This is a genomic window from uncultured Ruegeria sp. (assembly GCF_947497005.1).
Classification (GTDB): domain Bacteria; phylum Pseudomonadota; class Alphaproteobacteria; order Rhodobacterales; family Rhodobacteraceae; genus Ruegeria.
The window spans coordinates 347,084-360,623 of sequence record NZ_CANMFF010000003.1 but is presented as its reverse complement, the minus strand read 5'-3'; the positions used below and the strand labels follow the sequence as shown (position 1 = coordinate 360,623).

Annotated in this window: 13 protein-coding genes; 10 read left to right on the top strand and 3 right to left on the bottom strand. The window is 56.6% G+C overall.

Annotated elements, in window-relative coordinates; translation table 11 throughout:
- Position 1: 1 nt before the first annotated feature.
- A complete protein-coding gene (locus Q0816_RS06560; protein ID WP_298848794.1) occupies positions 2 to 1,294 on the bottom strand; it encodes an O-acetylhomoserine aminocarboxypropyltransferase/cysteine synthase family protein in 1,293 nt (430 codons plus the stop codon).
- A 72-nt stretch (positions 1,295 to 1,366) separates the two neighbouring features.
- A complete protein-coding gene (locus tag Q0816_RS06555) occupies positions 1,367 to 2,362 on the bottom strand; it encodes a hypothetical protein (RefSeq protein ID WP_298848791.1) in 996 nt (331 codons plus the stop codon).
- A gap of 143 nt (positions 2,363 to 2,505) precedes the next feature.
- Here Q0816_RS06555 and Q0816_RS06550 point away from each other — a divergent pair, with 143 nt between their 5' ends.
- The 4 genes from Q0816_RS06550 (at position 2,506) to preA (ending at position 6,839) form a co-directional block, all read left to right on the top strand.
- Positions 2,506 to 3,138: a cupin domain-containing protein gene (locus tag Q0816_RS06550; protein ID WP_298848789.1), complete on the top strand. Its 633-nt coding sequence runs from the start codon at positions 2,506 to 2,508 to the stop codon at positions 3,136 to 3,138.
- A gap of 160 nt (positions 3,139 to 3,298) precedes the next feature.
- Positions 3,299 to 4,633, top strand: coding sequence for an NAD(P)-dependent oxidoreductase (locus Q0816_RS06545; protein WP_298848787.1), 1,335 nt, complete (start codon positions 3,299 to 3,301; stop codon positions 4,631 to 4,633).
- Between the two features lie 46 nt (positions 4,634 to 4,679).
- Complete coding sequence (locus Q0816_RS06540; protein ID WP_298848785.1) at positions 4,680 to 5,516, top strand: methyltransferase domain-containing protein; 837 nt, start codon at positions 4,680 to 4,682, stop codon at positions 5,514 to 5,516.
- A gap of 18 nt (positions 5,517 to 5,534) precedes the next feature.
- Entirely contained in the window at positions 5,535 to 6,839 is a 1,305-nt protein-coding gene (gene preA / locus Q0816_RS06535; protein WP_298848783.1) for an NAD-dependent dihydropyrimidine dehydrogenase subunit PreA, read from the top strand.
- 47 nt (positions 6,840 to 6,886) lie between these two features.
- Here the strand turns inward: preA and Q0816_RS06530 are convergent, their stop codons facing one another.
- Positions 6,887 to 7,495: a TetR family transcriptional regulator C-terminal domain-containing protein gene (locus Q0816_RS06530; RefSeq protein WP_298848781.1), complete on the bottom strand. Its 609-nt coding sequence runs from the start codon at positions 7,493 to 7,495 to the stop codon at positions 6,887 to 6,889.
- 172 nt (positions 7,496 to 7,667) lie between these two features.
- Here Q0816_RS06530 and Q0816_RS06525 point away from each other — a divergent pair, with 172 nt between their 5' ends.
- From Q0816_RS06525 to Q0816_RS06500, 6 genes are all read left to right on the top strand, one after another.
- On the top strand, positions 7,668 to 8,918 hold the full coding sequence (locus Q0816_RS06525) for a Zn-dependent hydrolase (protein ID WP_298848779.1): 1,251 nt from the start codon (positions 7,668 to 7,670) through the stop codon (positions 8,916 to 8,918).
- Positions 8,919 to 9,010: 92 nt separating this feature from the next.
- Positions 9,011 to 10,465, top strand: a complete 1,455-nt coding sequence (gene hydA, locus Q0816_RS06520; RefSeq protein WP_298848777.1) for a dihydropyrimidinase — start codon at positions 9,011 to 9,013, stop codon at positions 10,463 to 10,465.
- 55 nt (positions 10,466 to 10,520) lie between these two features.
- Positions 10,521 to 11,318 (top strand): ABC transporter ATP-binding protein, encoded by a 798-nt coding sequence (locus Q0816_RS06515; RefSeq protein WP_298848775.1) that lies wholly within the window; start codon positions 10,521 to 10,523, stop codon positions 11,316 to 11,318.
- Positions 11,308 to 11,751, top strand: coding sequence for a GNAT family N-acetyltransferase (locus Q0816_RS06510; protein ID WP_298848774.1), 444 nt, complete (start codon positions 11,308 to 11,310; stop codon positions 11,749 to 11,751). Before Q0816_RS06515 ends, Q0816_RS06510 begins: the two co-directional genes overlap by 11 nt.
- On the top strand, positions 11,748 to 12,665 hold the full coding sequence (locus Q0816_RS06505; protein WP_298848772.1) for an ABC transporter permease: 918 nt from the start codon (positions 11,748 to 11,750) through the stop codon (positions 12,663 to 12,665). The genes Q0816_RS06510 and Q0816_RS06505 overlap by 4 nt, the downstream gene beginning before the upstream one ends.
- Positions 12,662 to 13,507 carry an ABC transporter permease gene (locus tag Q0816_RS06500; protein WP_298848770.1) on the top strand — a complete coding sequence of 282 codons (846 nt, stop codon included), beginning with the start codon at positions 12,662 to 12,664 and terminating at the stop codon, positions 13,505 to 13,507. The genes Q0816_RS06505 and Q0816_RS06500 overlap by 4 nt, the downstream gene beginning before the upstream one ends.
- Positions 13,508 to 13,540 lie beyond the last annotated feature (33 nt).

Below are 13,540 nucleotides of genomic sequence, written 5' to 3'. Positions count from 1 at the left end.
GTCAGGCGCTTGCTTTGGACAAGGCCTGATCAAGATCTGCGATCAGGTCATTTGCGTCTTCAATCCCGATGGAAACACGCACAACACCTGGGCCGGCGCCTGCGGCTTCTTGCTGTTCTGGGGTCAATTGGCGGTGTGTGGTCGAGGCCGAATGGATGATCAGCGAGCGTGCATCACCCAGATTGGCCACGTGGCTGAAGATCTCCAGCGCGTTGACCAGCTTGATACAGGCGTCGTAACCGCCTTTCACTGCAAAGGTAAACAGCGCACCGGCACCGCGCGGATATTGCGATTTGACCCGGTCTTTATAGGGCGACGACGGAAGGCCAGCATAGGTGACATACTCCACCCGATCATCCGCTTCGAGCCAGGCCGAGATTTTCTGGGCGTTTTCAACGTGACGCTCCATCCGCAGCGACAATGTTTCTATTCCCATCAGCGTGTAATGCGCGGCTTGCGGATTCATGGTCATGCCTAGGTCGCGCAGACCAATGGCAATACCGTGGAAGGTGAAGGCCAGTGGACCAAAGGTCTCGTGAAACTTCAGGCCGTGATAGGCGGGCTCGGGTTCGCTCAGCGACGGGAACTTGTCATTCGCGGACCAATCAAATTTGCCTGAATCCACGATGCACCCCCCGGTGACGGTGCCGTTGCCTGTCAGATATTTGGTGGTCGAATGCACAACCAGCGTCGCACCGTGTTCAATGGGACGGCACAGGTAGGGCGTGGCCGAGGTGTTGTCGACGATCAGCGGAATCCCTGCTGCATCAGCTATGTCAGCCAGAGCACGAATGTCAGTGACGTAACCGCCAGGGTTGGCGATGGATTCGCAGAACACTGCACGGGTGTTTTCGTCGATGGCGTCCTTCACTGCATCCAGATCATCGGTGTCCACGAATTTGGCGGACCAGCCAAAGCGTTTGATCGTCTGGCTGAACTGCGTGACAGTGCCGCCATACAAACGGGTCGAGGCCACCACGTTGCAGCCCGGTCCCATCAAGGGGAACAGTGCCATGATCTGCGCTGCATGCCCGGACGAGCAGCAAACGGCACCAACGCCGCCCTCAAGTGTCGCAACGCGTTCCTGCAGCACGGCGACGGTCGGGTTGGTCAGACGCGAATAGATAAACCCCACCTCTTGCAGGTTGAACAGGGCCGCCGCATGGTCTGCGTCGCGAAACACGTAAGCAGTGGTTTGATAAATCGGCGTCTGGCGCGCACCGGTTGCCGGGTCGGGGCGGGCGCCCGCATGAATTTGCAATGTGTCGAAACCGTAGGTGGGGCCGTCAGACATCTTGAAAATCTCCTGTTGGTATCTGTCTTGCGGAATCTGTAGGCCATTGCCCGGCTGCGCACAACGATCCTGTCAGCGCAGCCAGAGGCCTTTGCTTTTTATTGCGTTGCGCAGGGCCTGTTCGCGTCGTGGCAGATTGTCCCGATCAAACAGAGCACGGATTCTCTCGCCTTTTCCCTGCAGAACCAGCTTTTTCAGCGGTTCGTATTGCTTGAGCACTTTCTTGACCTTGTTTGGGGCCACGACGGTTTCCAGAACCTCGATCACATGGTTGCTTTCGCGTGCATATAGCAATGGAAACAGGCGATAGTGACAACTGACGGATCCGTCCAGAAAACCATCCGGCAAAGCATTCCGCCCGCCGCCGAAAGAATGAATGACCAGCGGCAGAGCGGCCTGATCCAACCATGGGTCAAGGTTCTGGCCCGTCAGCTCTGGAATGTTCTCATCCCGGATCGTTCTGGCATAGTCCAGATACCGTTCGCCGAATGTTCGGGGGCACTTGTAGAAAAAATAGCCCGCGTTGAAATACAGATACCGCCGCCAGTAATCACTAGGTTGGCTGACGTCGAGTGAGCTTTCGAAATCCAACCCGAACCGGGAGTAGAGCGCCCGCCAGATGCCGTCGAAGCCGGGACCATAAAGTGTTGGCTTTGGCCATGTGCCTTCAACCTTCACCGACGCTCCGGGACGCTCAAAATCAAACGGAACACAAGTGATATCACCGGTGATCAGTGTGTCTGTATCGAAGAAGACAAAGGGTTCGCCCTCTGGCAAGGCCAACAAGGCTTCGATCTTGTTGCCATAGGGATAGCTTTCGCCAAAAACATGCGAGTCGAATTGCAGAACTTCTGCGTCCAACTGGTTCAGAGCTTTCAGTACGTCTTCGTCCTGAATGGAGGGGTTCTGGTTCCAGCGTGGGCCCGGGTTGGGTGTGGCGACAAACAGTCTACCATTAAACTCAGGTGAGCAATGGCGCAGTGAGGCCGCAAACAGCAGGGCCTCGTATTGTAGGCGGTTGTTTTGTCCGACAACCGCGATGTTAAATTTCCCTGAAGCTGCCTGCATCTGTGCCCGTTCCTGTTAGCTGCCTGATCCGGCGCCCTTTGATCCGAATTACAGCAAGCAGGTTGAGGCGTCAAAAGCGGATGGTTTGAAATTCCGCCACGCGATCCCATTTCTTTCATGGGATGTTGCGGAAAGGGCTACACATGCGGATCAATGCGGATTTCACCAAACGGGTCGCCGTTCATTTTGACGAGACCGAATGGGTCGCGTCGCCTGCTGTAGGGGTCGAGCGCAAAATGCTGGACCGAATAGGTGAAGAAGTTGCTCGCGCTACGACCATCGTTCGCTTTGCCCCCGGCAGCGCTTTTTCCGCCCATACCCACGACGGCGGAGAAGAATATCTGGTTTTGGATGGCGTCTTTCAGGACGAAACCGGTGACTTTCCGGTTGGCAGCTATGTGCGCAACCCACCAACGTCGTCTCACACCCCGTCCGCGGCCGATGGTGCAACCATTCTGGTCAAGCTGCATCAGTTCGACCCGCAGGACCGGACCGAGGTCCGGCGCTCCATCAACGGCGACACGAACCTAAAGTTGTTCAAGGACGGGCGTGAAGATGTGAATGTTCGAACATGGCAGACAGGAGAGGTCGTCGACTTGGACGCGAGCCAGGGCATGGAAGTGTTTGTGATAAGCGGTGGCTTTACTGAAGAAGGGGCGGAATTCTCCAAGTGGGATTGGCTGCGCTTGCCGCCGGGAACGCATTCTCAGGCCGTTGCCGGGCCCAAAGGCGCACGTGTATGGACCAAATCCGGCCATCTAGGCCAAATGGTCTGAATTTTTACACGACCTATAACGCATGGAAATTACAAGAGGAATCCGAGCTCTCAGGTAGGTGAAATCAGTTTTTGACCTTTTGATAAATTTTACCAATTGATAAAAAATTTATTTGTGGCAAGCTAAGAGTATAACAAACATATCTACAGGGAGTAGAGTGATGGCACAGGGCCAGATGGCACCCGGCATCGTAGCCGGGCGGCTTTCAAGCGATGAGCTGACCTCGAATTTCACCGATCTGCATCCGCCACTGGCCCCGCATGAGGCCGCAGTTGCCGCAGATCGCTGTTATTTCTGCTATGACGCGCCATGCGTAACCGCGTGTCCAACGGATATCGATATCCCGTTGTTCATCCGCCAGATTCAAGCCGGACAACCGCAATCGGCAGGACGCACGATCCTAGAACAGAACATTCTGGGCGGAATGTGCGCTCGTGTCTGTCCGACGGAAACACTGTGCGAAGAGGTCTGTGTTCGCGAAACCGCCGAGGGTAAACCGGTTGAGATCGGTCGCCTGCAGCGTTTTGCCACCGATGACATTATGGCCTCGGGTGTGCACCCATTTGAACGTGCCTCATCGACCGGCAAGACCGTTGCCGTTATCGGGGCCGGACCTGCGGGTCTGGCATGTGCCCACCGGTTGGCCATGCTGGGCCATGATGTGGTGATCCATGAAAGCAAACCCAAGCCGGGCGGCCTGAATGAATATGGTATTGCCGCCTATAAATCGACCAATGACTTCGCGCAGGCCGAAGTAGATTGGCTGCTGAAAATCGGCGGCATCGCGATCGAGACCGGGTCTGTTTTTGGCGAAAACATTTCATTGGATGGTCTGGTTGAAAACTACGACGCGGTGTTCCTGTCCATCGGCCTCGCGGGTGTAAACGCCTTGCGGGCAGATGGTGTCGACAAGGGTGGCGTACGCGCTGCTGTTGATTTCATCGCGGACGTACGGCAGGCCAGTGACCTCGCCGATCTGCCCGTCGGACGGAATGTGGTCGTCATCGGCGGAGGGATGACAGCAGTGGATGCTGCTGTGAAGTCCAAGCTGTTGGGCGCAGAACACGTGACCATCGCCTACCGGCGTGGCCGCGACGCCATGGGCGCCAGCCGGTACGAGCAGGATCTGGCAGCCTCGCACGGTGTTCGGATCATGACCAATGTTCAGCCGGTGTCGGTACACGGCAATGGTGCTGCGGCCGAGATCGAGCTGGAATACACATCCAGCCAGAACGGCACGCTCAGCGGAACCGGTGAAATGATCCGCCTGCCAGCAGATCAGGTGCTCAAAGCCATCGGTCAGACGCTGGAAGGCGCGCCGGACGGATTGACGCTGGACGGCAACAAGATTGCTGTCAGCGGTGCTGGCCGTACCTCCTTGACCGGTGTCTGGGCAGGCGGAGATTGCGCTGCGGGGGGCGAAGACCTGACCGTAACCGCCGTTGCCGAGGGCCGGGATGCTGCGATGGATATCCACGCAACGCTCGTTTCGTGATAGGGTGGGGTATTCACCCCATTCCTTTCGCTGCTGAGGTATTCCCATGTCCCAGATCGAACAAGCTGTTGCTCAACACTATACCACCGGTGCCCTGACCGAACGCGTCCGCGCGGCGCTGGAGGCCAGCGGCATTGACCCGGATGCGGCCACGGTCGCCGATCTGAAGGCCGGGGATGAGTTCCACACAGGCGGCGTTCTGGCGACCGACAACCTGTTTGCACAGCTGTCGCCGACCCATGCCACCCGTGTTCTGGATGTCGGATGCGGTATCGGAGGCACCTCGCGTTACATCGTGGATCGCTATGATTCAACGGTGACCGGGGTCGATTTGACACCTGAGTTTGTTGAAACCGCAACCGCGCTCAGCGATCTGGTCGGGCATTCCGGTAAAGCCAGTTTTCACGTTGGCAGCGCTCTGGACATGCCGGTCCCGGACGCAGGGTATGATCTTGCCGTCATGATGCATGTGGGCATGAACATCGAAGACAAGGCGGGGCTGTTCGCCGAAGTATCCCGCGCGCTCGCCACGGGCGGAACCTTTGCCCTGTTCGATGTCATGGGCGGAGACGTGGATCAGCCGCTGTCTTTCCCTCTTCCGTGGTCCACATTGTCAGAGACTTCCTTCGTTCACACTCCGGATGTGTACAAGAATGCTGCGGAAACAGCGGGTCTTGAGTTGGAAACCGAAACGGACCGCACCGATTTCGCGATACAGTTCTTCGAGGATGTCTTTGCAAAGATTGCCGAAAGCGGCCCTGCGCCGCTGGGAATTCACCTGATGATGGGCGAGACGGCGCCCGAAAAGTTCCAAAACTACGTCACAAACCTGAAGGCCGGGCGCATCCGCCCGACTGAAATGATATTCAAGAAATCCGGCTAAGCCGGGAAGGGAGAAGCCATGGCCGATCTGACGACAAACTTTCTGGGTATTTCCAGCCCCAACCCGTACTGGCTGGCCTCTGCTCCGCCTACGGACAAGGAATACAACGTCCGCCGCGCGTTCGAAGCGGGATGGGGCGGTGTTGTGTGGAAAACGCTTGGCGCCGAGGGTCCCCCGGTTGTGAACGTGAACGGCCCGCGCTATGGCGCAATCTATGGGGCTGACCGCCGTTTGCTGGGCCTGAACAATATCGAACTGATTACGGACCGGCCATTGGAGGTGAACCTTGAGGAAATGGCGCGGGTCAAATCAGACTATCCGGATCGCGCGCTAATCGCATCGATCATGGTGCCGTGCGAGGAAGGGGCATGGAAAGCCATCCTGCCCCGTGTTGCCGAAACCGGCGCTGACGGGATTGAACTGAACTTCGGTTGTCCGCACGGGATGAGCGAACGCGGAATGGGCTCGGCCGTTGGGCAAGTGCCGGAATACATCGAGATGGTGACCCGGTGGTGCAAGCAATACTACGACCGCCCGGTCATCGTGAAGCTAACGCCGAACATCACGGATGTCCGCAAACCAGCTGCGGCAGCAAAAAACGGCGGCGCGGATGCGGTGTCGCTGATCAACACGATCAACTCGATCACCAGTGTCAATCTGGACACGTTCAGCCCGGAACCCTCGATCGACGGCAAGGGCAGCCACGGCGGTTATTGCGGCCCGGCAGTCAAGCCAATTGCCTTGTCGATGGTGTCCGAGATAGCACGGGCCGAGGCGACGCGTGGACTGCCAATTTCAGGGATCGGCGGCGTCACGACCTGGCGTGACGCGGCCGAGTTCATCTCGTTGGGTTGTGGCAACGTTCAGGTCTGTACCGCTGCTATGACCTATGGCTTCAAGATCATCGACGAATTGACCGCGGGCCTGTCGGAATGGATGGACGCGAAGGGTTATACCAGCGTCGATCAGGTGATCGGACGTGCAGTGCCCAATGTTACCGACTGGAAGTATCTGAACCTGAACTACATTGCCAAGGCCAAGATCGATCAGGATCAGTGCATTAAATGTGGTCGCTGCTATGCGGCCTGTGAAGACACCAGCCATCAGGCGATATCGATATCGGATGAACGAGTGTTCGAGGTGATGGATGACGAATGCGTTGCCTGCAACCTGTGCGTTGATGTTTGTCCGATCGAAGGCTGCATCGATATGGTGCCGATGGCCGCGGGCGAGGTTGATCCACGTACGGGGAAAGAAGTTCAGCCAACCTATGCGAACTGGACGACGCACCCGAACAACCCGATGGCCAAGGCGGCCGAATGAGGGGAATGCAACAAATCACCAAGGGGCCGGTTCTGCGGCCCCTTTTATTAAGGGGTCAGAAGCTTTCGATACAACGTATCGACAAAGGGATCGGCGCCTTCAAACGGATCCTCTTCGCCCAAAATTGCGCGCACTTGAACTTCGAAATCGGCGTAATGCTGCGTCAAAGCCCAGATCGAAAACATCAGGTGATAGGGGTGCACACGCGCGATTTTGCCCTGATCCATCCAGCGGGTAAGGGTCGTGACCTTGTCATCGACCAGTTCCTTGAGGTCATTGGACAAAGCCTCGTGGATACGCGGCGCCCCCTGCACCAGTTCATTGGCAAAAAGGCGGCTTTCGCGTGGTAACTCCTGACTCATCTGCAGTTTCCGCTGAATGTAGGCCAGGATTTCCTCCATCGGATCGCCATCTTCATCCAGATCGTGCAACGGGGCCAGCCAAGTGTCCAACAAACCCGACAGAAGTTCCGTATGGATCGCCTCTTTCGATGGGAAATAATACAGCAGATTCGGTTTGCTTAGCCCGGCCTCAGCGGCAATCTGATCCACGGTTGCCCCGCGAAACCCGTGGGCTGAAAACACGTTCAGGGCGGCCTCGAGAATCGCTGCGCGATTCTTTTTCTGAATGCGAGTCGGGGCGCGGTCTTTTGGCATGTTTTCAGCGTGTCTCTTTTTTCGTCGAATAGGCGCGGGATACACTGAAAACTTCAGCTGTACCGCGCAATTTCTTGACTGATACCGAACCCGTGATAGCGTGAGTTTGACCAGATGGTCAAATCAAGACACCAAAAGCGAGCTAAATCGCAAATAGACAGGGAAGATGAACATGGCAGCTCCGGCGCAGAATCTCAGGATCAATGGCGACAGGCTATGGGACAGCCTGATGGAGATGGCCAAGATCGGCCCTGGAATTGCAGGCGGAAATAACCGTCAAACCTTGACGGACGAGGACGGGGAAGGCCGCGCCTTGTTCCAGAAATGGTGCGAGGAAGCGGGGTGCACCATGGGGCTTGACCAGATGGGCAACATGTTTGCCCGCCGTGAAGGCGCCGACCCAGACGCCTTGCCTGTTTATGTAGGGTCCCATCTGGATACGCAGCCGACAGGCGGCAAATATGACGGTGTTCTGGGAGTATTAGGTGGGTTGGAGCTGATCCGGACGCTGAACGATTTGGGCATCAGGACGAAACATCCCATCGTGGCCACCAACTGGACAAACGAAGAAGGGACCCGTTACGCACCGGCAATGCTGTCATCGGGTGTATTTGCAGGGATGCACGCACAGGACTGGGCCTATAACCGCGAAGATGCCGAGGGCAAGAAGTTCGGGGATGAGTTGAACAGGATCGGTTGGCGCGGCGACGAAGACGTTGGTGCGCGCAAGATGCATGCGTTCTTCGAATTGCATATCGAACAGGGGCCGATTTTGGAGGCTGAGGGTAAGGACATCGGCGTCGTCACCCACGGTCAGGGGCTGAGCTGGACCCAGATCACTGTAACGGGCAAGGATGCCCATACCGGCTCGACCCCGATGCCAATGCGCAAAAATGCCGGGCTGGCGATGGCACGTATTCTTGAAAAAGTGGACGAGATTGCCTGGTCCCATGCACCGCATGCAGTTGGGGCGGCAGGCCATATTGATGTGTTCCCGAACTCGCGCAATGTGATCCCAGGCAAGGTGGTGTTTACGGTTGATCTTCGCTCGCCCGATCTGGATGTGATCACCGACATGGAAAACCGACTTCGCGTGGCCGCTGAGGATATCGTTGACGAGATGGGCCTGCAAATCGAATTCGAGAAAGTCGGTGGGTTCGACCCGGTGGAATTCGATGATCGCTGTGTATCTGCGGTGCGCAACGCGGCCGAGCGGCTGGGCTATTCACACACCGATATCATCTCGGGCGCAGGGCATGACGCCTGCTGGATCAACCGGGTGGCACCGACCGCGATGGTCATGTGCCCTTGTGTCGATGGGCTGAGCCATAACGAGGCTGAAGATATCAGCAAGGAATGGGCGGCAGCCGGGGCGGATGTTCTGCTGCATGCCGTGGTCGAGACTGCCGAAATCGTGGAATAGGGGGCGCTACCCCCGTCGCCCAGAGGGCGACTCCCCCGAGGTATTTTTGGCCAGATGAAGCAAGCGGCGCAGACCGCATGAGGGAGTTTAAAATGAGTACTGTTATCAAAAACGGAACCGTCGTCACCGCGGATTTGTCTTACAAGGCGGACGTATTGGTCGAAGGTGGCGTGATCACCGAGATCGGGATGGATCTAAGGGGTGACAAGGAGTTGGACGCGACCGGCTGTTATGTGATGCCGGGCGGGATAGATCCGCACACCCATCTGGAGATGCCTTTCATGGGCACTTATTCCAGTGACGATTTCGAAAGCGGCACGCGCGCGGCGCTTGCAGGTGGCACGACGATGGTCGTCGATTTTGCGCTTCCCAACCCCGGTGAAAGCCTGCTGGATGCATTGAAGCGATGGGACAACAAATCGACCCGCGCGAATTGTGACTATTCGTTTCATATGGCGGTCACGTGGTGGGGCGAACAGGTGTTCGACGACATCAAAACCGTGATTGAAACCCGGGGCATCAACACCTTCAAGCATTTCATGGCGTATAAAGGCGCGCTGATGGTGAATGATGATGAACTGTTCGCCTCGTTCAAGCGTCTTGCCGAACTGGGCGGAACCGCCATGGTGCATGCCGAGAACGGGGACGTAGTGGCAGAGCTGAGCGCTAAGTTGCTTGCGGAAGGCAATACCGGACCCGAAGCGCATGCCTATTCCCGCCCGCCGCAGGTTGAAGGTGAGGCCACCAATCGGGCAATCATGATCGCGGACATGGCTGGCGTGCCGTTATACGTCGTGCACACCTCGTGTGAAGAGGCACATGAAGCCATCCGGCGGGCAAAAATGCAGGGCAAACGGGTGTGGGGAGAACCCCTGATCCAGCACCTGACGCTGGATGAAAGTGAATACTTAAATCAGGATTGGGACCACGCGGCGCGACGGGTCATGAGCCCTCCGTTCCGGAACAAACAGCATCAGGATAGCCTTTGGAACGGATTGCAGTCGGGGTCTCTGAGCGTTGTGGCCACTGATCATTGCGCCTTTACCACTGAGCAGAAGCGATATGGTGTTGGCGATTTTACAAAGATCCCCAACGGCACTGGAGGACTGGAAGACCGGATGCCGATGCTGTGGACACATGGGGTGAGCACCGGGCGCCTGACACCGAATGAATTCGTGGCGGTCACTTCAACAAACATCGCCAAGATATTGAATTGCTATCCGAAAAAGGGCGCAATCTTGATCGGCGCAGATGCTGATCTGGTGGTTTGGGACCCTGAGAAAAGCAAAACGATCAGCGCCGGGTCCCAGCAATCCTCTATCGACTATAACGTGTTTGAGGGCAAACAAGTTAAAGGTCTGCCGCGCTTTACTCTGACCCGTGGACAGGTTGCGGTACATGATGGTGAGATCCGCACGCAGGAAGGTCATGGGGACTTTGTGGCGCGTGAGGCGAACACGACCGTCAACAAGGCCTTGAGCACCTGGAAAGAGCTGACAGCACCAAGGCCTGTTGAGCGGACGGGTATTCCGGTGACCGGTGTTTGACCAGTTTGGGCTGCTTTCGCGGCGGCCCTGACACCACTCTTTTCAAGGCAATAGAATGAACACTGAAAGCACGACCCAGCCCGTCATCGAGGCAAGGCATCTGGACCTGACATTCCAGACTAATGATGGGCCAGTTCACGCGCTGAAAGACGTGAACCTGACAATTGACAAGGGCGATTTCGTCAGTTTTATCGGCCCCTCGGGCTGCGGTAAAACCACCTTTCTGCGGTGTATCGCAGCGCTGGAAACGCCAACGGGCGGGTCGCTCACCGTCAATGGTATGACCGCCGATGAAGCGCGGCGAAATCGGGCATACGGGTATGTGTTTCAGGCGGCAGGACTTTATCCCTGGCGCACAATTGCCAAAAACATAAAGCTACCGCTTGAGATCATGGGCTACTCGGCTGCCGAGCAGGATGAGCGTGTAAAGAACGTCCTTGAACTAGTTGATCTTGCAGGATTTGGCGGGAAGTTTCCGTGGCAGCTGTCGGGCGGGATGCAGCAGCGGGCCAGTATCGCACGGGCGCTGGCCTTCGATGCCGACATCCTGCTGATGGACGAACCGTTTGGCGCGTTGGACGAGATTGTGCGCGACCACCTGAACGAGCAGCTTTTGGAGCTTTGGGCACGGACAGAGAAGACGATAGGCTTTGTGACGCACTCGATCCCCGAAGCGGTGTATCTCAGCACCAAGATTGTGGTGATGAGCCCTCGGCCGGGTCGAATCGCCGATGTAATCGACAGCCCTTTGCCGAAAGAACGGCCATTGGATATCCGTGACACGCCAGAGTTCATCGAAGTGGCTCATCGTGTACGCGATGGGCTGCGCGCGGGGCATTCCTATGACGACTGAGCTGAACGCCACTGTGATCAGGCGGGCCGTGCCAGATGACGTGACGGCCTGTGCTGAAGTTATTCATGGCTGGGCTACGCAAACAAAATGGATGCCCGATGAACTGCAGGTGGAAGAACTGTCGGTCTTGATCCGCGACGCATTCGACAGCCGTGAAATCTGGGTCGCTGGTGATCCGGTCGATTGCTATATGTCGGTTGATCCCGTGCAGCAGAAAATCGGCGCTTTGTTTTGTCGCCGGACAGGGCAAGGCATCGGCAAGTGCTTTGTTGACAAAGCTAAAGAAGGCAGGGCGTTCCTTTGGCTGACAACACACAGACCCAACGTGGCGGCGCAGCGGTTTTATCGCCGGGAAGGGTTTGAAGTGACCGCCGAAGAGCCGCCCGTACCCCCTGACACTGTGCCCGTCTATCGAATGGGGTGGCACGTATGAAACAGGTCATTGCCATACTTACTGTTGTCGCCGTGATTGCCCTGATCTGGTATGCGGCTTGCGTTCCGATGAATATCAAAGGTGTTCTGAGTGAACTTGAACGCGGCGGCGCCGAGGTTGAGCCGCCTACAACGAGCGCACGCAGGGGCATGGGAGAATTCGGCTTGGTTGTGAACAACACGTTTGCGATCCCCGCCGCGTGGGAACAGAAGAAACCCCGTCTTCCATCGCCTCATCAGGTCGTGATTGAACTGTGGGAAACGACCGTCGAGAAGAAAATCACATCAAAACGATCGCTGATCTATCATGGTTGGGTCACACTTAGCGCGACAATGCTGGGTTTTGTGATCGGTACCGGGCTGGGCGTCTTGTTGGCTGTTGGGATTGTGCATAGCCGGGTTATGGATTTATCGGTCATGCCATGGGCCATTGTAAGCCAGACAATCCCCATTATCGCATTGGCCCCGATGATCATTGTCGTCCTGTATTCGGTTGGCGTACAGGGGATCATTCCCAAAGCGATCATCTCGGCTTATCTGAGCTTCTTCCCGGTTGTCGTTGGTATGGTCAAAGGATTGCGCAGCCCCGATGCGATGCAGCTGGATTTACTGCGGACCTATAGTGCCAGCCGGTCGCAGGGTTTTTGGAAACTGCGGCTGCCTGCGTCGATGCCTTACCTGTTCACGTCATTGAAAATCGGCATCGCAGCGTCTCTGGTCGGTGCCATTGTTGGTGAGCTGCCGACAGGGGCTGTTGCTGGTCTGGGGGCGCGCTTGCTGGCAGGCAGTTACTATGGCCAGACGGTTCAGATCTGGTCGGCTTTGTTTGCAGCGGCCATTTTGGCGGCCTGTCTGGTTGGGTTGCTGGGAGTGATTGAACGGACAGTCCTTAAAAGGATGGGGATGGCGCAATGATGTTGGTTATCTTTGCATTGCTTTTGTGGATTTTTGGCTGGTGGCTGAACAGCCGACTGGCCAGTGGTCCACAAGCCGATAGCCAGATCGTTCGTTTCCTCGCTCCGGTGATTTTTGGGCTGACCATCGTGGGCGCCTGGGAGTTGATTGTACGCGGTCTTGAGGTGCCGTTGGTTATCCTGCCTGCGCCCTCTGCCATCGCGCTGCGCTTTGCGGATAGTTTGGGCATTCTTTGGGCAGATTTTGTTCAGACAATCCTGAAAGGTGCGCTTAGCGGTTATGTCATCGGATGCGGAGCAGCATTCCTGATAGCAATAGCTGTGGATCGGTGGGACTTTCTGCGCCTCGGGCTTTTGCCTGTAGGCAATTTCGTGGCGGCTCTGCCCATTGTTGGAACGGCACCTATTCTAGTCATGTGGTTCGGGTTTGACTGGCATTCCAAAGCGGCGGTGGTCGTCGTGATGGTGTTCTTCCCAATGCTGGTCAACACCGTTGCCGGGTTGCGTGAAGCCACTGCGATGCAACGCGACTTGATGGAAACGTATGGTGCAACCTATTGGCAGAGTTTTCTGAAACTGCGTTTACCCGCAGCGATGCCTTTCATTTTCAACGGGTTGAAGATTTCGACGACATTGGCTTTGATTGGAGCCATTGTGGCAGAGTTCTTTGGCTCGCCAATCGTTGGGATGGGCTTTCGGATTTCGACCAGCGTCGGTCAGCTGTCGCTTGATATGGTCTGGGCCGAGATCGTGGTGGCTGCGCTTGCAGGTACCGCGTTTTATGGCCTTGTCGCAGGTATCGAGAAGGTCGTGACGTTTTGGCATCCGTCACAACGCGGATAAGAAAATGAATAACTCAACAGACCTCGAAAACGG

Excerpts from the sequence above, each read along its gene's own strand:
- Q0816_RS06540 (WP_298848785.1), top strand. The coding sequence starts at position 4,680 with ATGTCCCAGATCGAACAAGCTGTTGCTCAACACTATACCACCGGTGCC.
- Q0816_RS06505 (WP_298848772.1), top strand. The coding sequence starts at position 11,748 with ATGAAACAGGTCATTGCCATACTTACTGTTGTCGCCGTGATTGCCCTG.
- Q0816_RS06550 (WP_298848789.1), top strand. The coding sequence starts at position 2,506 with ATGCGGATCAATGCGGATTTCACCAAACGGGTCGCCGTTCATTTTGAC.
- Q0816_RS06525 (WP_298848779.1), top strand. The coding sequence starts at position 7,668 with ATGGCAGCTCCGGCGCAGAATCTCAGGATCAATGGCGACAGGCTATGG.
- Q0816_RS06545 (WP_298848787.1), top strand. The coding sequence starts at position 3,299 with ATGGCACAGGGCCAGATGGCACCCGGCATCGTAGCCGGGCGGCTTTCA.
- Q0816_RS06530 (WP_298848781.1), bottom strand. The coding sequence starts at position 7,495 with ATGCCAAAAGACCGCGCCCCGACTCGCATTCAGAAAAAGAATCGCGCA.
- Q0816_RS06510 (WP_298848774.1), top strand. The coding sequence starts at position 11,308 with ATGACGACTGAGCTGAACGCCACTGTGATCAGGCGGGCCGTGCCAGAT.
- Q0816_RS06515 (WP_298848775.1), top strand. The coding sequence starts at position 10,521 with ATGAACACTGAAAGCACGACCCAGCCCGTCATCGAGGCAAGGCATCTG.
- hydA (WP_298848777.1), top strand. The coding sequence starts at position 9,011 with ATGAGTACTGTTATCAAAAACGGAACCGTCGTCACCGCGGATTTGTCT.
- Q0816_RS06500 (WP_298848770.1), top strand. The coding sequence starts at position 12,662 with ATGATGTTGGTTATCTTTGCATTGCTTTTGTGGATTTTTGGCTGGTGG.
- Q0816_RS06560 (WP_298848794.1), bottom strand. The coding sequence starts at position 1,294 with ATGTCTGACGGCCCCACCTACGGTTTCGACACATTGCAAATTCATGCG.
- preA (WP_298848783.1), top strand. The coding sequence starts at position 5,535 with ATGGCCGATCTGACGACAAACTTTCTGGGTATTTCCAGCCCCAACCCG.
- Q0816_RS06555 (WP_298848791.1), bottom strand. The coding sequence starts at position 2,362 with ATGCAGGCAGCTTCAGGGAAATTTAACATCGCGGTTGTCGGACAAAAC.